At 69.3% G+C, this 24,311-nt stretch carries 17 protein-coding genes and 1 pseudogene; 9 read left to right on the plus strand and 9 right to left on the minus strand.

Annotated elements, in window-relative coordinates; translation table 11 throughout:
• Nucleotides 1-5 precede the first annotated feature (5 nt).
• The 7 genes and pseudogenes from murC to lpxC all read left to right on the plus strand — a co-directional run bounded on the left by murC (nucleotide 6) and on the right by lpxC (nucleotide 8,806).
• A pseudogene (gene murC / locus ACWPN5_RS14570) lies at nucleotides 6-1,422 on the plus strand (UDP-N-acetylmuramate--L-alanine ligase).
• A 13-nt stretch (nucleotides 1,423-1,435) separates the two neighbouring features.
• Nucleotides 1,436-2,362 (plus strand): UDP-N-acetylmuramate dehydrogenase, encoded by a 927-nt coding sequence (murB, locus tag ACWPN5_RS14575; protein WP_200479654.1) that lies wholly within the window; start codon nucleotides 1,436-1,438, stop codon nucleotides 2,360-2,362.
• Entirely contained in the window at nucleotides 2,359-3,309 is a 951-nt protein-coding gene (locus ACWPN5_RS14580) for a D-alanine--D-alanine ligase (protein WP_137139126.1), read from the plus strand. Before murB ends, ACWPN5_RS14580 begins: the two co-directional genes overlap by 4 nt.
• Nucleotides 3,294-4,256, plus strand: coding sequence for a cell division protein FtsQ/DivIB (locus ACWPN5_RS14585; protein WP_145674494.1), 963 nt, complete (start codon nucleotides 3,294-3,296; stop codon nucleotides 4,254-4,256). The genes ACWPN5_RS14580 and ACWPN5_RS14585 overlap by 16 nt, the downstream gene beginning before the upstream one ends.
• Before the next feature lie 68 nt (nucleotides 4,257-4,324).
• Nucleotides 4,325-5,587 (plus strand): cell division protein FtsA, encoded by a 1,263-nt coding sequence (ftsA, locus tag ACWPN5_RS14590; protein WP_038530575.1) that lies wholly within the window; start codon nucleotides 4,325-4,327, stop codon nucleotides 5,585-5,587.
• Between the two features lie 145 nt (nucleotides 5,588-5,732).
• Nucleotides 5,733-7,502: a cell division protein FtsZ gene (gene ftsZ, locus ACWPN5_RS14595; protein ID WP_492296003.1), complete on the plus strand. Its 1,770-nt coding sequence runs from the start codon at nucleotides 5,733-5,735 to the stop codon at nucleotides 7,500-7,502.
• Between the two features lie 359 nt (nucleotides 7,503-7,861).
• Nucleotides 7,862-8,806 (plus strand): UDP-3-O-acyl-N-acetylglucosamine deacetylase, encoded by a 945-nt coding sequence (lpxC, locus tag ACWPN5_RS14600; RefSeq protein ID WP_145681508.1) that lies wholly within the window; start codon nucleotides 7,862-7,864, stop codon nucleotides 8,804-8,806.
• A 397-nt stretch (nucleotides 8,807-9,203) separates the two neighbouring features.
• Here lpxC and ACWPN5_RS14605 read toward each other — a convergent pair whose 3' ends face one another.
• Nucleotides 9,204-9,602, minus strand: coding sequence for a bacteriohemerythrin (locus ACWPN5_RS14605; protein ID WP_492296006.1), 399 nt, complete (start codon nucleotides 9,600-9,602; stop codon nucleotides 9,204-9,206).
• A 123-nt stretch (nucleotides 9,603-9,725) separates the two neighbouring features.
• On the minus strand, nucleotides 9,726-12,113 hold the full coding sequence (ligA, locus tag ACWPN5_RS14610) for an NAD-dependent DNA ligase LigA (protein ID WP_492296008.1): 2,388 nt from the start codon (nucleotides 12,111-12,113) through the stop codon (nucleotides 9,726-9,728).
• A gap of 231 nt (nucleotides 12,114-12,344) precedes the next feature.
• Here ligA and ACWPN5_RS14615 point away from each other — a divergent pair, with 231 nt between their 5' ends.
• Both ACWPN5_RS14615 and ACWPN5_RS14620 read left to right on the plus strand, forming a co-directional pair.
• Nucleotides 12,345-12,887, plus strand: coding sequence for a hypothetical protein (locus ACWPN5_RS14615; RefSeq protein WP_145681505.1), 543 nt, complete (start codon nucleotides 12,345-12,347; stop codon nucleotides 12,885-12,887).
• Between the two features lie 380 nt (nucleotides 12,888-13,267).
• Nucleotides 13,268-14,638, plus strand: coding sequence for a globin-coupled sensor protein (locus tag ACWPN5_RS14620; RefSeq protein ID WP_200477179.1), 1,371 nt, complete (start codon nucleotides 13,268-13,270; stop codon nucleotides 14,636-14,638).
• Between the two features lie 119 nt (nucleotides 14,639-14,757).
• On the opposite strand, the gene ACWPN5_RS14625 is transcribed toward ACWPN5_RS14620, so the two are convergent.
• From ACWPN5_RS14625 to ACWPN5_RS14655, 7 genes are all read right to left on the minus strand, one after another.
• A complete protein-coding gene (locus ACWPN5_RS14625) occupies nucleotides 14,758-16,620 on the minus strand; it encodes a carbohydrate-binding domain-containing protein (RefSeq protein ID WP_247888162.1) in 1,863 nt (620 codons plus the stop codon).
• 263 nt (nucleotides 16,621-16,883) lie between these two features.
• Entirely contained in the window at nucleotides 16,884-18,554 is a 1,671-nt protein-coding gene (gene recN / locus ACWPN5_RS14630) for a DNA repair protein RecN (protein WP_492296011.1), read from the minus strand.
• Nucleotides 18,555-18,562: 8 nt separating this feature from the next.
• Complete coding sequence (locus tag ACWPN5_RS14635) at nucleotides 18,563-19,381, minus strand: outer membrane protein assembly factor BamD (protein ID WP_145681502.1); 819 nt, start codon at nucleotides 19,379-19,381, stop codon at nucleotides 18,563-18,565.
• A 155-nt stretch (nucleotides 19,382-19,536) separates the two neighbouring features.
• On the minus strand, nucleotides 19,537-20,274 hold the full coding sequence (locus tag ACWPN5_RS14640) for a protein phosphatase CheZ (protein ID WP_200477178.1): 738 nt from the start codon (nucleotides 20,272-20,274) through the stop codon (nucleotides 19,537-19,539).
• A gap of 200 nt (nucleotides 20,275-20,474) precedes the next feature.
• Nucleotides 20,475-21,584: a protein phosphatase CheZ gene (locus ACWPN5_RS14645; RefSeq protein WP_145681500.1), complete on the minus strand. Its 1,110-nt coding sequence runs from the start codon at nucleotides 21,582-21,584 to the stop codon at nucleotides 20,475-20,477.
• 3 nt (nucleotides 21,585-21,587) lie between these two features.
• Nucleotides 21,588-21,953: a chemotaxis response regulator CheY gene (locus tag ACWPN5_RS14650; protein ID WP_014241240.1), complete on the minus strand. Its 366-nt coding sequence runs from the start codon at nucleotides 21,951-21,953 to the stop codon at nucleotides 21,588-21,590.
• Nucleotides 21,954-22,268: 315 nt separating this feature from the next.
• Nucleotides 22,269-24,299 carry an aminopeptidase P family protein gene (locus tag ACWPN5_RS14655; RefSeq protein WP_492296014.1) on the minus strand — a complete coding sequence of 677 codons (2,031 nt, stop codon included), beginning with the start codon at nucleotides 24,297-24,299 and terminating at the stop codon, nucleotides 22,269-22,271.
• Between the last annotated feature and the right edge of the window lie 12 nt (nucleotides 24,300-24,311).

Raw genomic sequence — 24,311 nt, forward strand, 5'->3', positions numbered from 1 at the left:
CAGACATGCGCGCCCTCCCCCTCTCGATCGGCACCATCCATTTCGTCGGCATCGGCGGCATCGGCATGAGCGGCATCGCCGAAGTGCTGCGCAACCTCGGCTACACCGTCCAGGGTTCCGACCTGGCGGAGAGCGCCAACGTCAAGCGGCTGCGCGGGCTGGGCATCCAGATCAGCATCGGCCACCGCGCGGAGAACATCGCCGGGGCCGCGGTCGTCGTCGTCTCCTCGGCCGTCAAGCGCGACAACCCTGAGGTCGTCGCCGCCCGCGCCGCCCTGGTCCCGGTCGTCCGCCGCGCCGAGATGCTGGGCGAGCTGATGCGCCTGAAATGGGCCATCGCCATCGGCGGCACCCACGGCAAGACCACGACGACCTCGATGGTCGGCAACATGCTGGAGCACGCCAACCTCGACCCCACGGTCATCAACGGCGGCATCATCAACGCCTACGGCACCAACACGCGGCTCGGCTCCGGCGACTGGATGGTCGTCGAGGCGGATGAGAGCGACGGCACCTTCATCAAGCTGCCGGCCTGCATCGCCGTGGTCACCAACATGGACCCCGAGCATCTCGACTATTACGGCACCTTCGACAACATGCGGGCCGCCTTCGACAGCTTCGTCCAGAACATCCCCTTCTACGGCTTCGCGGCGCTCTGCATCGACCATCCCGAGGTGCAGGCGATGATCCCGCGCGTGTCGGACCGCCGCATCATCACCTACGGCTTCAGCCCGCAGGCCGACGTGCGCGCCGTGAACATGCGGCTGGGCACCGAGGGGGCCGAGTACGACGTGGTGATCGACGACCGCCACACCGGGGAGAGCCGGACCATCATCGGCGTCCGCCTGCCGATGTACGGGCCGCACAACGTCCAGAACTCGCTGGCCTGCTTCGCGGTGGGCAACGAGATGGGCCTGCCCGACGTGGTGATGCGCGACAGCATGGCGAAGTTCCAGGGCGTCAAGCGCCGCTTCACCAAGACCGGCGAGTTCGAACGGCATCACCGTCATCGACGATTACGGCCACCATCCGGTGGAGATCGCCGCCGTGCTGAAGGCCGCCCGAACCGCCGGCACCGGCCGCACCATCGCCGTCGTCCAGCCGCACCGCTATTCGCGCCTCGCCAACCTGTTCGAGGAATTCTGCACCTGCTTCAACGACGCCGACGCGGTGATCGTGGCCGACGTCTACGCCGCCGGGGAGCAGCCGATCGAGAACGTCAACCGCGACAGCCTCGTCGAGGGGTTGCGCATGCACGGCCACCGTCAGGTGCTCGCCCTGCACGGCCCGGACGAGCTGCCGCAGCTGGTCCGCGAGATCGCGCGGTCGGGCGACCTCGTGGTCTGCCTGGGCGCCGGCAACATCACCCAGTGGGCCAACGCCCTGCCAGGTGAGCTGGACAAGCTGTCGGGCAAGGCGTGACGGGTTTTCTCCGATGACAACCACCACCGTCTCCCTCATCGACCGGATGCCCGCCTGCCGCGGACGGCTGACCGCCGCGGCGCCGCTGGCCAACGTGACGTGGTTCCGCGTCGGCGGTCCGGCTGAGGTCATGTTCCGGCCGGAGGACGCCGACGATCTGGCCGGCTTCCTGGCCGGACTGCCGGACGACGTGCCGGTGACGGTGCTGGGCGTCGCCTCCAACCTGCTGATCCGCGACGGCGGCGTTCCCGGCGTGGTGATCCGGCTGGGCCGTGGCTTCGCCGGCATCGCGGCGGACGGGCTGACGCTGGAGGCCGGCGCCGCGGCGCTCGACCTCAACGTCGCCGCCGTGGCGCGCGACGCCGGCGTCGCCGGGCTGGAGTTCCTGTCGGGCATCCCCGGCACCATCGGCGGCGCGCTGCGCATGAACGGCGGTGCCTACGGCCACGAGATCAAGGACGTGCTGGTTTCCGCCCGGGGCGTGACCCGCCGCGGCGAGCGCGTGGACTATGACAACGCCGGCATGGGCTTCACCTACCGCCACGCCGGGGTGCCGGAGGACGTGATCTTCACCGGTGCCACCCTGCGCGGCCCGGCCGGCGACCCGGCGGCGATCGCGCGGCGCATGGCGGAGATTTCCGACCAGCGCGCCGACACCCAGCCGGTCCGCTCGCGCACCGGCGGCTCGACCTTCAAGAACCCGCCGGGCCACAAGGCGTGGGAGCTGATCGACAAGGCCGGTTGCCGCGGCCTCGCCATCGGCGGTGCGCAGGTGTCGGAGAAGCACTGCAACTTCCTCATCAACCAGGGCACCGCCACCGCGGCGGAACTGGAGGCGCTGGGCGAAGAGGTCCGGCGCCGGGTGTTCGAGACCTCCGGCGTCACGCTGGAGTGGGAAATCAAGCGGGTCGGCGTGGCCCGCGAAGGAGCGTCCGCATGACCACCCCCCACAAGAAGCATGTCGCCGTCCTGATGGGCGGCTGGTCGGCGGAGCGCGAGGTGTCGCTGGTCAGCGGCGCCGGCGTCGCCAAGGCGCTGGAGGAGGAAGGCTACCGCGTCACCGCGGTGGACGTGCAGCGCGACCTGGAGGGGTTGCTGCGCGCGCTGACCGACCCGCGTCCCGACGCGGTGTTCAACGCCCTGCACGGGCGCGGCGGCGAGGACGGGACCATCCAGGGCGTGCTGGAATTCCTCGGCATCCCCTACACCCATTCCGGCGTGCGCGCCGCCGCCGTCGCCATGGACAAGGCGATGACCAAGGCGCTGCTCGCCCCGGTCGGCGTGCGCTCGCCCAAGGGCCTCGTCCTGACCAAGGGCGAACTGACCGGCGGCGCCCACCCGATGCCCGCCCCCTACATCGTCAAGCCGGTGGACGAGGGTTCGACCGTCGGGGTCACGCTGGTGCGCGAGGGGCAGAACAGCCCGGTTGGCGACGCCTGGACCTTCGGCGAGCGCGCCCTGGTCGAGGAATTCATCCCGGGCCGCGAGCTGACCGTCGGCGTTATGGGCGGGCTGGACGGCGAGTGCCGCCCCCTGACCGTGACGGAGATCCGCTTCGAAGCACAGGTGTATGACTACACGGCTAAATACAGCGCCGGTCATGCCGTTCATACTGTGCCCGCGCAGATTCCCGAGCATGTCGCGGAAGAAGCCAAGAGGTTGGCGGTCCTGGCCCACCGGACCCTGGGATGCCGCGGCGTTTCGCGCAGCGACTTCCGCTGGGATGATCGTAAAAGTGGGACCGACGGACTCTTTTTCCTGGAAATCAACAACCAGCCGGGCATGACGCCGCTGTCGCTGGTTCCCGAACAGGCCGCTGCCGTGGGGCTCTCCTACGGGGCTCTCGTCGCTTGGATGGTGGAGAACGCCGCATGTCAACTCGACTGAGCATCGATCCGCAGTTCCGCGCCGGTTTCGGGGGCTCTGCGAACCGGGGCCGCGACGACATGCCGGTGCCGCCGCGCGCCATGGCGAAGTCGGCGCAGAAAGGCAACCGCCGCCGCGCCTGGCCGCGCTGGACCCGTCCCGCGGTCAAGGCGGCGATCCTGCTGACGCCGGTCCTGGTCGTCGCCGGCATGGCCGCGTCGGCGTGGCAGCGCGGCACCTTCGCCGAGACCACCGCGGCGCTTCACGAAAGCCTGATCCAGGCCAGCGCGTCGGCCGGATTCGCCATCGCCGACGTGCTGGTCGAGGGCCGGACGGAGACCGAGCCGTCCTCGATCCTGCGCGTGCTCGGCGTGCAGCGCGGCGACCCGATCCTCGCCGTGACGCTGGCCGACGCCAAGGAGAAGCTGGAGAGCCTGCCCTGGGTGGCCTCGGCTTCCATCGAGCGGCACCTGCCCGACATCCTGTTCGTCCGCCTGACGGAACGGCAGCCGATGGCGATCTGGCAGCACGACCGCAAGTTCACCGTCATCGACCGTGAAGGCCGCCCGCTGGCCGACGCCACCGAGCTGGCGCGGCGCGGCAACCGGCGGATCGAGACGCTGCCGCAGGTCGTCGGCGCCAACGCGCCGATGCAGGTGCCGAAGCTGCTCGCGGCCCTCGACAACGTGCCGGCGCTGCGCGAAAAGGTGAGCGCCGCCTCCTGGGTCGGCGACCGCCGCTGGGATCTCAAGCTGAAGAACGGTGTCGTGGTGAAACTGCCGGAAGCCCGCATGCCGTCCGCGCTGCGCCAGTTGGCGGAGATGGACGCGACGGGTCAGGTCCTCGACCGCGACATCGTGGCCATCGACCTGCGCCAGAACGACCGCGCCGTGCTGCAGACCTCCGCCACCGCCGTCCTGCCCTGGACGGAGGAGGAGAACAAGAAGAAGCCGGGCAAGAAGACGTGATCCTTCCTCACCGCTTTTCCTGACTCACGAACGACCGGACGCATCGAGGCCATAGGGTTGTGCTGAACATGGGCTTCAACGGGGCGAAAAAGCCAAAACGAGCCACGCGCGGCGGGATCATCGCCGCGCTGGACGTCGGCTCGACCAAGGTCTGCTGCCTCATCGCCCGCGTCGAGGATGCGGGGGCCGTGCGCATCGTGGGGATCGGCCACCAGATCGCCACGGGGGTGCGCGCCGGCGCCATCATCGACATGGAGGCGGCGGAGACGTCCATCGGCGCCGCCGTCCACGCCGCCGAGCAGATGGCCAACGAGACGATCCGCGACGTGATCGTCAACGTGTCCTCCCCGATTTCCCATGGCTTCAACGCCGAGGTCCCCGTCTCCGGCCAGGAGGTGACGGAGAGCGACGTCCGCCGCGCGCTCGCCCACGCCCGCAGCCTGCAGGTCGGCCCGGACCAAGCGCTGGTCCACGCGATCCCCGTCGGCTTCGCGCTCGACGGCAGCCGCGGCATCCGCGACCCCAAGGGGATGTACGGCGAGCGGCTGGGCGTCCAGGCCCACGTCATCACCTCGCCTGCCGGGGCGGTGCGCAACCTGCAGACCTGCGTGGCCCGCTGCCATCTCGACATCGAGGGTCTAGTCGCCAGCCCCTACGCGTCCGGCCTCGCCTGTCTGGTCGACGACGAGATGGAGATGGGCTCCGCCTGCATCGACATGGGCGGCGGCACCACGACGATCTCGGTCTTCTCCGAAGGCACGCTGGTCTGGTCGGACTGCATCCGGCTGGGCGGCAACCACGTCACCAACGACATCGCGCGCGGGCTGACCACGCCGGTCGTCCATGCGGAGCGCATGAAGACGCTGCACGGCAGCGCCATCACCAGCCCCGCCGACGAGCGCGAGATGATCGACGTCCCCCAGGTCGGCGAGGAGGAGCGCCTCGGCGCCAACAACCTGCCGAAATCCTATCTGGTGCGCATCATCCAGCCGCGGCTGGAGGAGATCTTCGAGCATGTCCGCTCGCGGCTGGAGCATTCCGGCTACGCGAAGCTGGTCGGCCGGCGCGTCGTCCTGACGGGCGGCGCCAGCCAGTTGCCGGGTATGCGCGAGTTGGCGCAGCTGATCCTGGACAAACAGGTCCGTATCGGGCGACCGACGCGGATCACCGGTCTGAACGAGGCGCAAGGCGGTCCGTCCTACTCGACCGCCGCGGGCCTCCTTCTCCACGCCGTGCGCAATCCGGCGGAACTTCCCGTGGCGGGCCATGAGGCTGGCGCCGGCACGGGGTTCTTCGGGCGCGTCGGCCTGTGGCTGCGGGAGAACCTATGACGATCCACCGGCAAAGGTTCCCGGCCCCAAAAAGGCTCCCGCCGCACCACGGCATTCCTGCCTAAAAACACCACCCGGACCCAACCGGGCAAAGAACCCGCGACGCAAAGCATCGAACCAATCAAAAGGTTGTGGAGGCCATAACATGATCAACGTGACCATCCCCAGCATCGAACCCGAGCTGAAGCCCCGCATCACCGTCTTCGGTGTCGGCGGCGCCGGCGGCAACGCCGTGAACAACATGATCAAGTCCAACCTCGAAGGCGTTGACTTCGTGGTCGGCAACACCGACGCGCAGGCCCTCAAGGGCTCGCTCTGCGAGAAGCGCGTCCAGCTCGGCACCACCATGACCCGCGGCCTGGGCGCCGGCTCCAAGCCGGACGTCGGCCGCGCCTCCGCCGAGGAGCAGCTCGAGGAGATCATCGGTCACCTCGAAGGCGCCAACATGGTGTTCATCACCGCCGGCATGGGCGGCGGCACCGGCACGGGTGCGGCTCCGGTCATCGCCCGCGCCGCCCGCGAGCGCGGCCTGCTGACCGTCGGCGTGGTGACCAAGCCCTTCCACTTCGAGGGCGCGCACCGCATGCGGCTGGCTGAATCGGGCATCGCCGAGCTGCAGCAGTACGTCGACACGCTGATCATCATCCCGAACCAGAACCTGTTCCGCATCGCCAACGAGAAGACGACCTTCGCGGACGCCTTCAAGATGGCCGACGACGTTCTGCATTCCGGCGTGCGCGGCGTCACCGACCTGATGGTGATGCCCGGCCTCATCAACCTGGACTTCGCCGACATCCGCTCGGTCATGACCGAGATGGGCAAGGCGATGATGGGCACCGGCGAAGCCGGCGGCGAGCGCCGCGCCATCGAGGCCGCCGAGGCCGCCATCTCCAACCCGTTGCTCGACGACGTGTCGATGAAGGGTGCCCGCGGCGTCCTCATCAACATCACCGGCGGCTACGACATGACCCTGTTCGAGGTCGACGAGGCGGCGAACCGCGTCCGCGACGAGGTCGATCCGGACGCCAACATCATCTTCGGCTCGACCTTCGACAGCTCGCTGGACGGCGTGATGCGCGTGTCGGTGGTCGCCACCGGCATCGACGCCGCGGCCATGTCCAACCCGCGCACCCTGCACCCGGTCAACCTGTCGCTGGTCTCCGACCGCAACGGCGGCAACGGCGGCGCCAAGAAGCCCGCCGGTGCCGCCGGCCTGACCCAGGCCGCCCCGGCCCCGCTCGCCTCCCCCGGTCAGGTCGCCCCGGCGATCCCCGGCGCCGGTCTGGCTCCGCGCCCGATGGGCGGAGTCGCGCAGCCCCAGGTCCAGCAGCCGCATCCGTCGGAGTTCCAGCAGCACGTTCCGGTGCAGCAGCCGGCGCCGCAGCCGGTCCAGCAGCCCATGGACCCGATGGTTCAGCACGCCCCGCAGCATGCGCCCCACCCGCACATGCCGATGGGGCATGACGGCATGCAGCCGGTGGAGAACGCCCCGGCCCGCAACGTCGCCACCGGTCCGCTGCACAGCGAGCGCCGCGACGGCCACTTCATCGCCCCGAAGGCCGCCGATCCCGGCCCGCGCCAGTCCTCGGTCCCGATGTCGAGCCAGCTCGCCGCCGCCGCCCAGGCGGAGCCGCCGGCCCGCAAGCCGAACTTCCTGTTCGGCCTGGTCACCGGTCTGGCCGGCCGCAAGGCTGATCCGGCGCCGCAGCCGGCCCCCCAGCCGCAGCATCAGCCCCAGCATCAGCCGCACCACCATCAGCCCCAGCAGCACCAGCCGCAGCACCAGCAGCCGGTGATGCCGCAGCCGCCGATGCAGGCCCCGCGCCCGCAGGCGACGGGCGTCGACGGCACCACCCAGAGGATCGACGAGGAAGCGCTGGACATCCCCGCCTTCCTGCGCCGTCAGGCCAACTGACGCGTCACCGAAGCTGGCCCAATTGATCTGAGGGCAACAGCAACCCGCCGGTCGCCGCCGCCTCTTTCGAAGTGGCATCGGCGGGTATCCACAACCTGTTAGACTTCAACCGCCTCCAGAGCTTCGCAAGAACGCTCCGGGGGCGGTCTTTTCGTGTCTGGGGAGCGCCCCGGTTCGCGCCCGGCGACGACGCTCTACCGCCCTGCAACAAACGGTAACAAAGAGTGATTTGTCGTCCACAGGGGGCAGTGATACCTAGCATATGTGGTCATAAGCGCTGACCCGCCCCTCCCAAGGGAGACCGGCGGCAAGTCGCGGACCGATCGCACAAAGACCAAGATTGTAGCGGGACAGACACCGTGGCTCAGAATCGCATCAAGACCGAAGGCATGCTGCAGCGTACCCTGGCGAAGCCGGTGCGTTGCTCGGGCGTCGGGCTGCATACGGGCGCGACGGTCACCCTGACGATTTCCCCGGCCGAGCCGAACAGCGGCATCGTCTTCCGGCGCACCGATCTCAGCGGCCCCGCCGCGGTGATCCCGGCGCGCTGGGACCATGTGGTCGACACCAAGCTGTGCACGGTCATCGGCAACGCCCACGGCACCACCATCGGCACCATCGAGCATCTGATGTCGGCGCTGGCCGGCTGCGGCGTGGACAACGCCGTGGTCGCGCTGGACAACATCGAGGTGCCGATCATGGACGGCAGCGCCGCCCCCTTCGTGGAGGCCATCGAGCGCGTCGGCACCGTGTCGCAGAACGCGCCGCGCCGCGCCATCCGCATCCTGAAGCCGGTCACCGTGACCGAGGGCAACAAGAGCGCCACCTTCACGCCGGACCACACCACGGGCTTCAGCTTCGAGATCGACTTCGCCAGCAAGGCGATCGCCCAGCAGAGCCACGAGGTCGAGCTGGACGCCGAGACCTTCCGCGACGAGATCAGCGCCGCCCGCACCTTCGGCTTCCTGCACGAGGTCGAGGGCCTGCGCAAGATGGGCCTCGCCCGCGGCGGCTCGCTGGACAACGCGGTGGTCATCTCCGGCGACGAGGTGATGAACGAGGGCGGCCTGCGCTTCGACGACGAGTTCGTGCGCCACAAGATCCTGGACGCCGTTGGCGACCTCTATCTGGCTGGCGCGATGTTCGTCGGCCACTTCCACGGCGTCCGCTCCGGCCACGCCCTGAACAACCTGCTGCTGCGCGCTCTGTTCGCCGACACCAGCGCCTGGTGCTACGAGACCCCGCCGAGCACGGCTCTGCCGGGCGCCGTCTGGCACGCGACCGAGCGGCTCGCCGTCGCCTAAGACGCACCTCACACGCCGGGTTTGCCCCTGCCCTCCCCTTCCGGGGAGGGCATTTTCGTTTTTCTCAACCCCCCTCCCCTTCCGCGCTCGCGCCTGAGGGGTCTCGCGCGCACTCCCCTCCCCTTCCGGGAGTGGAAGGACTTCATGTCCGCGCCGCTCTCCCGAAATCGTAGAAGTATTAAATTATATCAATATTTTATGTGGTGTTTTTAAGACTTCACCTGAGTTGACGCCGCCAAAATCCTCTCTCCCGCTTTCGGAGAGGACGCCCACGCAACGGGCGGATGAGGGTCGTGCGAGGATCAAGGGCTGATCCTTGCCACCACCCTCACCCGTCCCACGCCACCAGCGTGGGCCCCTTCCCTCTCCCGGGACGGGAGAGGGGACATGAGACCACTCACTGCTCCGCGGCGTAGGCGCCGAAGCGGGTGTCTTCCTTCAGGATGTGCTGGCCCAGCCAGTCGGCGCAGAACTCGAACACCGCGTCGCCCGTGATGGTGTCGCGCTGGGCGTGGAAGCGCTCGCGGTAGGATTCGACGTTGCGCGTCAGGCTGTCGTGCAGAGCCTTGTGCGCGGCGAAGGTCGGGTAGTTGGCCTGGGCCATGTGCGCTTCTTCGCGTGCGAAGTGATCCTTGGTGTAATGGATCAGCTCGTCGAGGATCGCTTCGACGACGTCAGGAGAGGCGCGGTTCTCGTCCGTGCCCAGCTTGTTGACGATGTCCACGAGAACGCGATGATCCTCATCGAGTTCTTCGATGCCGACGCTCATCCAGCGCGACCATTGAATGGAGTCCATAGCGATCCTCCGCCTCGTTTTTCTTTTAGGGCTTCGACCCTTTATGGGACCAGCGGTGAGGGGCGTCAACGCGGCACTCAGCCGCGCCGACCCTCCCCTTCCGCCCCCAAGGCCAAACGGCGTTCAGCCGGCGATCAGCTCCGCCCACTCCTGTTCGCTGAGGATGGTCACGCCCAGGTCGCGTGCCTTGGCGGCCTTGCTGCCCGCGTCTGCCCCGCAGACGACGTAGTCGGTCTTGGCCGAAACCGAGCCGGCGACCTTGGCCCCCAGCGACTCGGCGCGGGTCTTCGCCTCGGTGCGGGTCATGGTCTCCAGGGTGCCGGTGAAGACCACCGTCTTGCCGGCGACGGGGGAGCCGCTGGCCGCCTTCGGGCGCTCGGCGTCGGCCACCCGCACGCCGGTGGCCCGCAGGTCGTCGATGATGGCGCGGTTGCGCTCCTCCTGGAAGAAGCCGGCCAGCTCCTCCGCGGCGACCTCGCCCACGTCGGGGATGGCGACCAGTTCGCCCCAGCCGGGACCGGGCTGCGCGCCGACCGCGGCGAGCATCGCCGCCTTCCACTCCGCCAAGGCGCCGTAGCGCTCGGCCAGCGCCTGGGCGGCCCGGCTGTCCACCTTCTTGATGCCCAGCAGCTTGATGACGCTGTCCAGCCGCAGCGCCTCCTGACCGGCGTAGAAGTCCAGCTTCGGCAGGTTCTCCGGATCGGCGAACCAGGCGAGCAGAGCGTCGGCCTTCACCGGGCCGAGCCCGTTCAGCGCGTGCAGGTCGCGCCACGCCTCGCCCGGCATGGTGGCGACGGCGCGCTCCATCCCCTCCAGCCAGCCGTCGATGGAGCCGTAATGGCGGGCCAGCGATTTGGCGGTCACCTCGCCGATGTGGCGGATGCCCAGCGCGAAGATGAAGCGGTGCAGGTCGATGCGCTCGCGCCGCTGGTTGATCGCGGCGAACAGGTTCTCGACCGACTTCTCCTTCCAGCCGGGACGGCCGAGGATGGCGATCTCGCCCGCCGCCACCCGGCGCTCCAGCGTGAAGATGTCCACGGGGGAGCGGATCAGCCCGTCCTCCCAGAACTCCTCGATGGTCTTCTCGCCCAGCCCTTCGATGTCGTAGGCGTTGCGCGACACGAAATGGCGCAGCCGCTCCTTGGCCTGGGCGGCGCAGATCAGCCCGCCGGTGCAGCGGCGCACCGCCTCGTCCGGCTCGCGCACGGCGAGGCTGCCGCAGACCGGGCAATGGTCGGGGAAGACGTAGGGCACAGCGTCGTCGGGGCGCTGCCCCTCCACCACCCCGACGATCTGCGGGATCACGTCGCCGGCCCGCTGGACGGTCACCAGATCGCCGATGCGGACGTCCTTGCGGGCGATCTCGTCCTCGTTGTGCAGGGTGGCGCGGCTGACCACCACGCCGCCGACGGTGATGTCCTCCAGTTCGGCCACCGGGGTCAGGGCGCCGGTGCGGCCGACCTGGATGGTGATGCCCTTCAGCCGGGTCTGCGCCTGCTCGGCCGGGAACTTGTGGGCAATGGCCCAGCGCGGCGCCCGGCTGACGAAGCCCAGCCGCTGCTGAAGCTCCAGGCTGTTGACCTTGTAGACCACCCCGTCGATGTCGAAGGGCAGCGCCGAGCGCTCCTCCCCGATCTTGCGGTAATGGGTCAGCAGCGCCTCGGCGCCGTTGCACAGGTTGGCCGGGCGGTTCAGCGAGAAGCCCCAATGGCGCAGCCGCTCGCGGATGCCCCACTGGGTGTCGGCGATCGGCTCCGACAGCTCGCCCAACGCATAGCCGAAGAAGCAGAGCGGCCGCGACGCGGTGACCGTCGAATCCTTCTGGCGCAGCGATCCGGCGGCGGCGTTGCGCGGGTTGGCGAACAGGTCCTCCCCCCGCTCCGCGTAGGCGCGGTTCATGGCCAGGAAGTCGTCGCGGTTCATGTAGACCTCGCCGCGCACCTCCAGGACGGCGGGGAACGGCGCCTCCAGGGTCTGCGGCACATCCTTGATGGTCCGGACGTTGGCGGTCACGTCCTCGCCCTCCGTCCCGTCGCCGCGGGTGGCGGCCAGGACCAGCCGGCCGTTCTCGTAGCGCAGCGAGCAGGACAGCCCGTCGATCTTCGGCTCGGCCACGAACTCCAGCGGCGCGTCGTCGGACAGGCCGAGGAAGCGGCGGACGCGGGCGACGAACTCGTGCGCCTCCTCCGGCTCGAAGGCGTTGCCGAGCGACAGCATGGGCAGCGCGTGCCGCACCTTGCGGAAGGCCGCCGACGGGGCGGCGCCGACGCGCAGCGACGGCGAGTCGGCCCGGCGCAGCTCCGGGTAGCGCGCCTCGATCCCGTTGTTGCGGCGGACCAGCGCGTCATAGTCGGCGTCGGAAATCTCCGGCTTGTCCTGCTGGTGGTAAAGCCGGTCGTGGTGGGCGATCTCCTGGGCCAGCGCGGCCAGTTCCGCCTGCGCCTGCTCCACCGTCAGCTCCTCCACGGAGATGCTGCGGAGCGCGGCGGGGGTGTCGAACAGGTCGTTCATGGCGGGTCTCTTCGGTGCCTTCTCGTGTGGACGGCGCTGGATCGGCGGGCGCCGCCGGGGGCGCAGCATAGCGCCGCAGGGACGCGCCGTGGAGTCCGGCCTTGAGCCGGACTGGCATTCGATCCCGCGCGCACCACCCTTGAAACCGCCGCCATCGGGCAGACCTAGAAAGCTGCGGGGGTGCTGAGGTTGCGTGTATGATGAGCCGGCGCCCGTGAACGGATGTGCTGTATGACCGAGCCGACCAGCCGTGCGACCCCCGGCAACCTGACCGCCGGCAGCCTGACCATCGACGATCGATTCGTCATCGCCGCGGCGCTTGACCGCATCCTGTACGACGATCCCGACCAATTCGCGACGGAGGATGCGCGCCTGCTGCGCCGGATGATCCCGCGCACCCGTTCCGCCTGGCTGCGGCTGGGCTTCCGTGCCGAAAGCCAGGGGCCGTCCATGTCGGGCCGCGCCGCCGGGGTGGGCGACGTGAAGATGGACGGCGACAAGAAGGTGGTCGAGGGCGGCGTGGGCGAGGCCCCGGTCTGGCGCTGCGGCCAGTACAAGATCACCAACCACGGGGACGATCTGGAGATCTGGCAGGTGATGAGCGACGAGTTCGCGGAGGAGCCGAAGGGCGCCCGCCTGGAATACGGCCCCACCGGCGCGCCGGAACGCCTGACCTTCTTCCAGCCCCGCGATCTGGAGTTGCGCATTCCCTTCACCGGCATCGCCATCGGACTTCGCCTGGGCGGCTGGCAGCCCTGGAAGCGCGCTGCCTGAGACCGGCATAAGCCTGCGCCCGCTTGTCGCATACAGGAGTATTAGAACGTTCCGTCGGCAAATCCCCGGACGACGGAACACCTGCGCTCCGCACCATCTTTTCAAAGATTTTCAGCGCCTTGAGAACTGGTCGTATTTCCTATGACCACGGCAAGGAGTGATAACGGGAAATGATCTTATTTCCTTGTTTTTCACTTATGACAGCAAGCAGTTCGATAGCTCCAGCATTTTTCAATGCTGCAACAGAGCGCGAAACCAATTGGTAAAACTGTCATGCCCATACTCTCTTCATGGTGATGGCCAAGCGGCGATCCGCCGGGAGGAGCCCCGGACGTGCCGCGGCTCAACGCACGCCAACCAAGAACAACGAGACGAAGACCATGGACAGCGGCATTCAAGGCGGCATTCAAGGCGGTACTCAAGGCGGCATTCAGGACCGCCTCTCCTTTCTGCGGATCGGCGGTGAAACGGCGACGCTTCTGAAGGAAGCCTGGAGCATCGCCGAGCCTCAGCTGCCGGTGATCCTCAAGGACTTCTACGATCACCTCCTCGCCATTCCCGACCTCAGAAAGATCCTGGACGGGAAGTCGCTGGAGCGGTTGAAGGACGCGCAGGTCAACCACTGGCGGCACCTGTTCTCCGGCAGCTTTGACGATGTCTATCTGACGCGCGTGAAGGCGGTGGGCCAAGCGCATTACCGCATCGGCCTGCACCCGCGCTGGTATTTCGGGGCTTACCGGCTCGTCCTCGGACGGCTGGGCGCGCTGGTCGGCGAGCGCCACCGCCGCGACGCGCCGCGGGCCATGAGGATCATGGGGGCGGTGGAAACCGCGATCTTTCTCGACCTCGACCTGTCCTTCGACGCCTACAGCACCGCCGTGATGACCATGACCAACCGGATGCTGGTGGAACTGGCGGAGAATTTCCGGGACACGGTGCAGGGCGCCATCGAGACCGTCGGCCACTCGGCGGCGGCGGTCAACGCGGCGACCGGCGCGGTGCGCGGCATCGCCCAGGACACCGGCGTGCGCACGGAGCATCTGACCGGCGCGGTGTCCGGCACGGCCAGCAACGCCCGCGCCATCGCCGCCGCCGCCGAGGAGCTGACCGCCACCAACCACAGCGTGGTGTCGCGCATGGAAAGCGCCTTCTCCATCGTCGACGACGCGCAGGCCGCCACCCAGCGCTCGACCGAGGCGGTCACCGCGCTGGCCGGGATCGCCGGGCGGATCGGCGGGACGCTGAAGCTGATCAACGCCATCGCCAACCAGACCAACCTGCTGGCGCTGAACGCCACCATCGAGGCGGCCCGCGCCGGCGAGGCCGGGCGCGGCTTCTCCGTGGTCGCGGCGGAGGTGAAGGTGCTCGCCAAGCAGACCGCCGGAGCGACGGAGGACATCACCCGCCTGCTTCAGGAGATCGACGGCGCAACGGGCCGGACCCGCGACGAGATCGCCAGCATCGGCACGGTGGTCGGGGCGCTGCGCACCCATTCGCAGGACGTGCTGTCCATCATGGGCCAGCAGAACGACGCGACCCGGGAGATCGCCGAGAACATCCATGAGGCCAGCCGTTCCGCCGAGCGCATGTCCGAGGAGGCCGGACACCTCGCCGACGGCGCGCGGTCGGTCATGGTGTCGGTCGAGGACGCCTTCCACACCACCGCGCGGCTGACCGGGACGGCGGAGGAACTGCGCGCCGCGCTCGACAAGTTCCTGTCGCACATGATGTCCCTGCGCGTGGCGGCGTGACCGGCGCCAGCGGGCGGCCGGCACGCGCGAAGACCGCGCACCGGCCGGACAGCACCCCACACAGGACGAGGCGGAACGGTCCTTCGTGACGGGGGGCCGCCCTCAGACCGGCCCCGCCCTCAAACCGCGTCGAACGGATGCAGCGGGTCGGAATGGTGCTCCGCCAGGGCCGCGGCGTGGGTGTAGGCGTCCATCGACGGGACGGCCTCGTACAGCGCCGTCGTGTGGTCCCCGTGCGACGGGGCCGCCGCCTCCAGACCCTGGGCGACGAGATGCTGCCACACGGTGTCCTGGCCGGCCGCGGAATGGTCGGTGGAAAGGGCCGACGCCACGGCGCCCGTCCCGGTGGCGCCCGTCCCGATGGTGGAGGGGAACCAGGACTTGTCGGCATCGACGACCAGCGTGCCGTTCCACCACAGTCCGGCCTGCCCCTTCACCACGTCCTTCCCGTCGAGCGCGCCCTTGTCGTAGGTGACGTTCGACGCCGTGGGGGCGACGGCGTGGCCGTTGATGGTGACCTTATTGACGAACAGCGAGCGGTCCTGCCCGTTCACCACGGCGTCGTTGTCGTACTGCACCTGGACCTTGTGGGCGTGGTCGGCGGTCAGGTTGGTGGCGAAGGTGAAATCCTTGGCCGCGGTGCCGGCCATGCCCTCGCCGACCTTCTGGCCATCCACCAGCAGGTTGAAATGGGCGTTCACCCCGCCGGCCGGCGCGCCGGAGGCGTTGACCGTGATGGTCGTGTTGGCGGGCGCCGCCCCAACCGGGACATTCTGGGCCGGGAAGTCCTTCGCCGGGGCATCGACGACCAGCGTGCCGCCCCACCACATGGACGACTGGCCTTTGACCACGTCCTTGCCGTCGAGCGCGCCCTTGTCATAGGTGACGTTGGCGGCGGTCGGGCTGTGCGCCGTGCCGTTGATGGTGACCTTGTGGACGAACAGGTTGCGGTCCTGGCCGTTCACGAAGCCGTCGTTGTCGTACTGGACCTGAACCTTGTGCGCCTGCTCGGCGGTCAGGTTGGTGGTGAAGCTGAAATCCTTCGCCGCCGAATCCACCGTGGCCTGCCCCACCGTCTTGCCGTCGACCAGCAGCTTGAAATGGGCGTTCACCCCGCCGGCCGGCGCGCCGGAGGCGTTGACGGTGATCGTCGTGGCGCTCTGCGCCGTCGCCACCGGGGCGGACTGGGCGATCTTGGCCAGCAGGGCGTCGGTGTCCAGCTCGAAATAGCCGGCGGTGCCCATGGCCTTGCCGGTGCTGCGGGCGAGGTCGAGGAACTCGTCCTGGGTCAGCCGGGTGCCGGTCTGCTCCACCCAGGCCTGCTGCGCCCGCGCCACCGCCGCGGTGACCGCCGGGGCGGCGAAGGAGGAGCCGTTGGCCGTGTAGGTGACGCCCGACAGGTTGGTGATCCGCACGTCGGTGCCGTCGGCGCAGACGTCGGTCAGGGTCGGGCTGCGCTGCGCCCAGGACGGGAAGGCGCCGTCGCCGGTGGAGGCCGAGACGCAGATCTGGTTCACGTCGGCGGAGTAGCTGGACACGCTCTGCGACACCCCGCCGTCGCCGCTGTTGCCGGCGGCGGCCACCGTCAGCACGCGCTTGGCGGCCAGAGCGGCCAGCTCGTCGGAAATCGAGGTGGTGGCCGCGGTCGTCTGCGCGCCGCCGCCCAGCGACAGGTTCACCGCCGTGATGTTGTAGGCGTCGGCGTTGGCGACGACCCACTGCAGGGCCTTCTCGATGTTGGCCTCGCTGGCGCCGCTGCCGTCGTCGGGCATGACCTTCAGCGCGATGATGCCGACGTCCGGCGCGTTCTCCAGGATTTCCGCGGTGACCAGGGCGCCGTGCGTGTTCGCGTTGGCGACCATGACGTCGTTGTCGTTTCCGTAGAAGTCATACTGATAGACCAGCCGGCCCGTGTTCCAGGCGGAGGACAGGCCGCTGTCGATCACGACGACGTTGCCGGCGGAAGCGGAGCTGTTCGACATCTTGCCAACCTTGTTCGTTCTTGGGCGAACGGCGCCCGTCGCCGGGCGCGCAAGGCTGGACTATGCGTGTTTTGCTGTGGCCGCCGTATGACCGCTGCGGGCGATTGCTGTGACCTGGATGGAGGATTTAGCCCTCTACCCTCAGGGGAGAGGGTGGCCCGAAGGGCCGGTGAGGGGGGTGTGCATAGCGGTTCGTCCGGCAAAAGCGCAACCCCCTCACCCTAACCCTCTCCCCAGAGGGGAGAGGGGATAGAGGCATTCCACTACCCGCGCCCGGCGATCAGGCTGTCGGCGGCGGCGCGGGCCTCGGCGGTGACGGTGGCGCCGGACAGCATGCGGGCGATCTCTTCGCGGCGGTCGTCGCCATCCAGCTCGACCACGCCGGTCGTCACCTGCTCGCCCTTCACCGACTTCTGGACCTTGAGGTGGATGGAGCCGCGCGCGGCGACCTGCGGGCTGTGGGTGACCACCAGGACCTGGAGCCCCTGCCCGAGCGTCTTCAGCCGCTCGCCCACGGCGGCGGCGACGGCGCCGCCGATGCCGGTGTCCACCTCGTCAAACACCAGCGTGCCGACGGTCGAGGTCTGGGCCAGCACCACCTTCAGCGCCAGCATGAAGCGCGCCAGCTCGCCGCCCGACGCGATCTTGTTCAGCGCGCCCGGCGGCGAGCCGGGGTTGGTGGCTACCTGGAAGGCCACGCGGTCCATGCCGGCGGCGGTCCAGTTCGATTCGTCGGCCAGCGGCTCGACCAGAGTGCGGAACTTCGCCTTTTCCAGCTTCAGCGGGGCGAGTTCCGTGGCAACGGCGGCGTCCAGACGGCCGGCGGCCTGCTGGCGCTCCCGGCTCAGCGACTCGGCGGCCTTGCGGTAGGCGTCGCGGGCCACCTCGGCCTCGCGGGCGAGGCGGGCCAGCAGGTCGCCCTGGTCCTCGATCAGCAGCAGCCGGTCGGCCATGTCCTTGCGCAGCGGGGCCAGCGCGTCCACGTCCACCCCGTGCTTGCGGGCGGCGGCGCGCAGGGCGAACAGCCGCTCCTCCAGCTTCTCCAGCGCCTGCGGGTCCATGTCCACGTCGGAGGAGACGGCCTGGAGACCGGCGATGGCCTCCCCCGCCTCGGTCGCGGCGCGGTCCAGGGCGGCGATGACCGGGTCGAGCTTGCCGGCGGCCTTGTCGGCGATGCGGCTCAGCGTGCGGATGGCCGAGGACAGGGCGCGCTCCACCCCGCGGTCGCCCGACAGCTCCGCATAGGCGGCGTTCAGGGCGTCGACCAGCTTCTCCCGGTGCATCAGCACGGCCCGGGTCTCGGCCAGTTCCTCCTCCTCGCCGGCCTTGGGGGCCAGAGCGTCCAGCTCGGCCACGGCGTGGCGAAGATATTCCTCTTCCGAGCGGGCGCGGGCGATCTCGGCGGCGGCGTTGGCGCGCGCGTCCTCGACCTGCCTCCAGGCGCGGTGGGTGGCGGCGACCTGCGCGGCCTCGGCGGCCAGCCCGGCGTAGGCGTCCAGCACGCCGCGATGGGTCTGCGGATTCAGCAGGCCGTGGGCGTCGAACTGGCCATGGACCTCGACCAGCTCCTCGCCCAGCCGCTTGAGCAGGCCGACGCCGACCGCCTGGTCGTTGACCCAGGCGCGGCTGCGTCCGTCGGCGCTGACGGTGCGGCGGACGACCAGCCGCTCCTCGGGGTCGAGTCCCTGCTCCTTGAGGATGGCCAGTGCCGGATGGTCGCCGGACAGATCGAACTCCGCCGTCACCGACGCCTGATCGGCGCCGTGACGGACGAGGCCCGAATCGGCCCGTGCGCCCAGCGCCAGACCCAGCGCGTCGAGCAGGATCGACTTGCCCGCGCCGGTCTCGCCGGTGAGGACGCACAGCCCCTTGCGGAAGCCCAGCCCCAGCCGTTCGATCAGGACAACGTCCCGGATCGTCAGCGACGCCAGCATGGATCGTCCTAGAACAGGGAGCTCCAGGCTCTGCTGATCCAGGACTTCTCGTTTCGCTCCGGACGCACGTTGGCGTCCACCAGCAGTGCGTAGCTGTCCGTGTACCATTCGCTGCCGGGGAAGTTGTGGCCGAGCACGGCGGCGGCGGTCTTCGCCTCGTCCGTGATTCCCAGCGCCAGATAGCACTCCACCAGCCGGTGCAGCGCCTCAGGGACGTGGGAGGTGGTCTGGTAGTTTTCAATCACCATGCGGAACCGGCCGATGGCGGCGGTGTACTGGCGCTGCTTCAGATAGAAGCGCCCGACCTCCATCTCCTTGCCGGCGAGATGGTCGTTGGTCAGGTCGATCTTGATCTTGGCGTCGCGGGCGTACTGGCTGTCCGGGAAGCGGCGCACGACCTCCGACAGCGCATCGAGCGCCAGACGGGTCATGCGCTGGTCGCGGCGGACGTCGGTGATCTGCTCGTAATAGGACAGCGCCCGCATGTAGTAGGCGTAGGCGACGTCCGGGCTGCCCGGATGGAGCTGGATGTAGCGGTCGAGCGCCAGGATCGCGTCGTCGTACTTCAGATCCTGGTAATGGGCGTAGGCCGCCATGATCTGCGCCTTGCCCGCCCATTCGGAATAGGGGTGCTGGCGCTCCACCTCGTCATAGAGCTTGGCGGCCACCTTGAACCGCTCCTCCCGCATGGCGGCGTCGGCCTCTTGGTAGATCTGCTCGGCCGGTCGCTCGACATACTGGTCCTCGGGTTTGGTCGAGGAGCAGGCGGTCAGGGCGGAAGCCAGGAGGAGGGCCGCAAGCGGCAGACGGGAAAAACGGCGGGGCATGGTCGTCGCGATGCTTTCGAAGTTGGCCCTATATAGCACGCCGGGGCGCGGGGGCGGCAAGCCGCTTCGGCGAACAAATTTCGAACCTCGCCGCCATGACGCGGCCGGGCGCCCGGATTGAAAGGCGGGAAGCGGGGTCCGGTCAGCCGAACCGATCAGCCGAACAGGGCGTCGATGTCGGCCTGGCTGATGTTGCCCATCTCCTGATGGTCGGCCGGGCCGTGCAGCTCCAGCGTCTCGTCCATCTTGGTGACGGTGGGCGGCAACGGCATCGCCTCGAACTCGCGCTTGTTCCAGTGGCTCATCATGGCGTCGACGCGCTCCTCGATGAAGGACAGGGCGCGGACGACCTTGGTGATGCGCTGGCCGGTCAGGTCCTGGAAGTTGCAGGCCTCGTAGATGCGGACGATCACGTCGTTCATGTCGTTGACGCGGTCGGCGTGGTAGCCCTCCGGCAGCGACGATTTCAGCTCGTGAACGACCTCCTCCAGCTCCTCGGCGCAGGCCATGATCGTGTTGGTGGCGGCCTCCGTCGCCGAGACGACGGCGTTCAGTTCCTGCGACGCCTGCACGAACTTGTCGTCGCCGGCCAGCGGGTGGCGGATCGCCGCCATCTCCACCTTGGTGGCCTTGATGCGGCCCGAGATGTCGGCGATCTCGACCTGGATCTGGTCGATCTGCTGGGCGTCCATGGTCAGGAAGCGGTCGAGCTTCGCGCCGAGATCGCTGATGGCGCGGATGACGTCGCTGTTGTCCACGGTGACCGGGCCGGACGGCAGCGAGGCCAGCGCCGGCGCCAGGGCGGCGGCGTCATCCACCACCCCCTGGTAGGGGTTGCCGGTCCGGCGGGCCTTCTGAAGCTCCGCCATGAAGGGTTTCGAGAGATTCCTCATGCGGGCTGCGCCTCTTTCCGAAGGGACGTCCGGGGCATCCGCGCACGCCGGCCCGTCTGGTCAGGACTGCCCGCCAAGGCCGGCATCGACCCGGCGGGCGACGATTGTCATAGCAAACTTCAGGTCCCAATGCGCCGGCCGTCTGGCGCGGCGGCAACTCTTCACAAATCCGACGCCGAACCGTCTTGTTGACCGGGAGGTCAGCCGAACAGCGCGTCGATGGCCGCCTGATCCAGCGGCGCCGGAGGCTCGTCCGCCGCGGGCGGCGGGGCGGCCGCAGGCTTGGCGGCCGGCTTCGGAGCGGGCTTGGCCGCCGAGGCGGGCTTCGGCACCGGCTTCTTCGCGGCGGGGGCCGCAGCCGGAGCGGGTGGCGGCGGAGCCGCGGCCGGAGCGGGGGCCGGACTGTCGAACAGGCTGTCGATGTCGGCCTGGCTGGCCTTTGCCGGAGCTGGAGCCGGGCTGTCGAACAGGCTGTCGATGTCGGCCTGACTCGCCTTGGCTCCGGCCTGGGCCGCCGCCGGGGCGTCGGCAGGAGACGGAGCGGGCGGCGGTTCGGGAGCCGGCGGCGGGGGCGGTGCCGCCATCGCCGGGCTGTCGAACATGCTGTCCACGTCGGCTTGGCTGACGCCGAGGCCGTCGAGCTGGGGACCGTTCAGCAGATGGGCGTCCGGCCGGGTGTCCGTGTTCTCGGGCGCGACCTGGAGGCCGGCGAGCTTCTCGACGCCCCAGATGTTGATCATCGCGTTGACGCGCTGCTCGATGTAGCGCAGCGCGTTGACCACCTTGCTGGTGCGCTGGCCGGTCAGGTCCTGGAACGAGCAGGCGGTGAAGATGTTGGTCACCTCCCCCTCGATCTCGGAGCACAGGCCGGGGTCGGCGCCCTCCGCCTTCAGCTTGCCCGACAGGTCCATCAGCCGCTCGGCGGCGTTCAGGATCTCGAAGGACGCGCGTTCGGTGGAGATGACGATGGCGTCCAGCTCGTTGGTCGCCGATATGATCTTGTCGCCGCCGGCGTCGGGCGGACGCAGGGCCGCGACCTCGCGCCGCGCCTGCTCGATGGAGGCAGCCATCTCCATCAGCTCGCGCCGCAGCACCTCGACGTGCTTGGAGGCTTCCACCACCTCGCTCTGCTGATGCCAGGAGCTGCGGAACTCCAGCAGCATCTTGCGCACCTCCTCCGCCGCGGCCCCATGGGCTCGGCGGTGGAAGCGGCGCAGGAAGGCTCGCCCCTTGGTCGTGCGGGCGATCGCTTCCTCGATCTGGTCGAACTCTTCCTCGGAAAGCTGCGGAAGCTGATCCAACCCAACCACTCCTTACCCGCCGATGACGGCCTGGATCTTCTGCTTCAGGGTATCGGCGTTGAAAGGCTTCACGATGTAGTTGTTCACACCGGCCTGCTTGGCGGCGATCACGTTCTCGGTCTTGCTCTCGGCGGTGACCATGATGAACGGGGTCGAAGCGAGCTTGGCGTCGGCGCGGATCTCCTTGAGGAGCTGCAGACCGGTCATCGGCTCCATGTTCCAGTCGGAAATGATGAGGCCGAACTTGCTCTCGCGCAGCTTCTGCAGGGCCGAGACGCCGTCGCCGGCCTCGTCGATGTCCGTGTAGCCGATCTGGGTCAGGAGGTTCCGCACGATGCGCCGCATGGTGGCGTAGTCATCGACGACAAGGATCTTCATCTACGCGTCTCCGCATTCTTCCGTTGCTGGGCACCGGCCCGGCGTTCAGCCGCCCGGCGCGGCATGGCGTGCGCCGGGGTCGATCTGGTCCGACTGTGATGCCTTAAGTCTGCCGAAAAGTCATCCCTCACGGCCACAGTGACCTACGCCCGTAAATATCGGGTTACCAAGTCCGCCGAATTTCGCGGCGGTCCGAACAGGCATGCCCCTGCGCCGGGTGGGGACCTTGCCAGAATTCACAGGCGAACGCACGGGCTGATTCTCGCCTTTCACGCCGTCCACCCGCGCCCAATGGTCCACTCCGGGCCATTTCCATCAGACGATGATCGGGGAGGTCGCCTGCCTCAACCATTGCATCACGGCGGCATCCCCCTCACCCGCGAGCCGCGGCTCCAGCGCCTCGCGCACCTGGTTGTGGTAGGCGTTCAGCCAGGCGATCTCCGCCTGGGTCAGCAGCGCCGGCTCGACCAGATTGCGGTCGATGGGGGCCAGGGTCAGCACCTCGAACCCCAGCATGGGCCGCTCCGCCATCGGCAGGTCGAGCGGCTGGACGACGATCAGGTTCTCGATGCGGATGCCGTAGGCGCCGGTCTTGTAGTAGCCGGGCTCGTTGGACAGGATCATGCCGGGCTGCAGCGCGACGCTGTTCGGCACCTTGGAGATCCGCTGCGGCCCCTCGTGCACCGACAGGTAGCTGCCCACCCCGTGGCCGGTGCCGTGGTCGTAGTCGAGTCCCAGCGACCACAGTGGCAGGCGCGCCAGCGTGTCGAGCTGCGACCCGGTGGTGCCGCGCGGGAATCGCGCCGTGCTGACGGCGATGTGGCCCTTGAGGACCAGCGTGAAGCGCTCGCGCATCTCCGGGGTCGGCGCGCCGATGGCGATGGTGCGCGTCACGTCGGTGGTGCCGTCCTGATACTGGGCCCCGCTGTCCAGCAGGAACAGGCTGCCCGGCTCCAGCCGGCGGTCGGTCGCCTCCGACACCCGGTAATGGACGATGGCGCCGTTCGGCCCCGCCCCGGAGATCGTGTCGAAGCTGAGGCCGCGGAAGCGGTCGTTGGCGCGGCGGAAGGCCAGCAGCCGGTCCGCCGCCGCGATCTCCGTCACCGCGCCCGACGGCGCCTCCTGCGACAGCCAGTGCAGGAAGCGGACGAGCGCCGCGCCGTCGCGGGCGTGGGCGGCGCGGGTGCCGGCCAGCTCCGCCTCGTTCTTGCAGGCCTTGGGCAGGGCGCAGGGATCGGGGTCGCGCTCCAGCTTGGCGCCGGCCATGTGCAGCCGGTCGAAGATCCAGGCCGAGGTGCTGGCCGGGTCGGCCATCACCTTGCGTCCTTCACGGCCCAGCCCGTCGAGCGCGGCGCCCAGCTCGTCCGGCGCGCGCACGGCGACCTGGTTGCCGAGATGGGCCTCGACGCCCGGCGCCAGCTTGCGGCGGTCGATGAACAGGTCCACCTGCGCGTCGTCCTTCAGGATCGCGAAGGACAGCGGCAGCGGCGTGCAGGGCACGTCCGCGCCGCGCAGGTTGAGCAGCCACGCGATGGAATCGGGCTGGGTCAGCACCACGGCGCCGATGCCGTTGCGCGCCAGGTCGCCGGCGAGGCGGGCGCGCTTGTCGGCGGCGCTGTCCCCGGCGAAGACGAGGTCTTGGGCGACCACCGGGGCCAGCGGGGGCGGCGGCTGGTCGGTCCACACGCGGTCCACCGGGTTGTCCGGGCAGGGCACCAGCGACAGGCCGATGCGCTCCAGCTGCTGGCGGGTGCGCTCCACCCAGCCGGCGGTGTGCAGCCACGGGTCGTAGCCGAGGCGCCCGCCCTGCGGCAGCGCCTCTCCCACCCACTCGGTCAGCGGGTCGTCGACCAGATGCCGGTATTCGTAGAGATCGCCCGACACCTCCGTCTGGACCTGGAGGGTGTAGCGCCCGTCCACGAAGACGGCGGCGCGCTGGCGCCCGACGACGGCGTGGCCGGCCGATCCGGTGAAGCCGGTCAGCCAGGCGAGGCGCTGGGCGCGCGGCGGCACATACTCGCCCTGATGCTCGTCGCCGCGCGGCACGATGAAGCCGTCGATGTCGGCGCGCGCCAGGACGCCGCGCAGGGCGGCGATGCGGGCGGCGTAATCCGGCGCGCTTGCGACGCGACCGTCAGCAAGGTCGGCCTTCAGGGCGCGGAGCTGCCCGGCGAGGTCCTCCGGAAGCCGCGCTCCGACCAGGACCATCCAGCCGTCGGGGTCCTCCCCCTCCGGCGCGGCGAGCACCCCGGCGACGAGGCTGCGGATGTCCGCGGGGGTGTGGGGCAGGCCCGCCTGGGCCAAGAGCTGCGCCAGGGTTTCGTCGCCGCGGTAAGCGCTGGACACGGGGGCTGATCC

It is taken from the genome of Azospirillum sp. UENF 211521, from assembly GCF_058780535.1.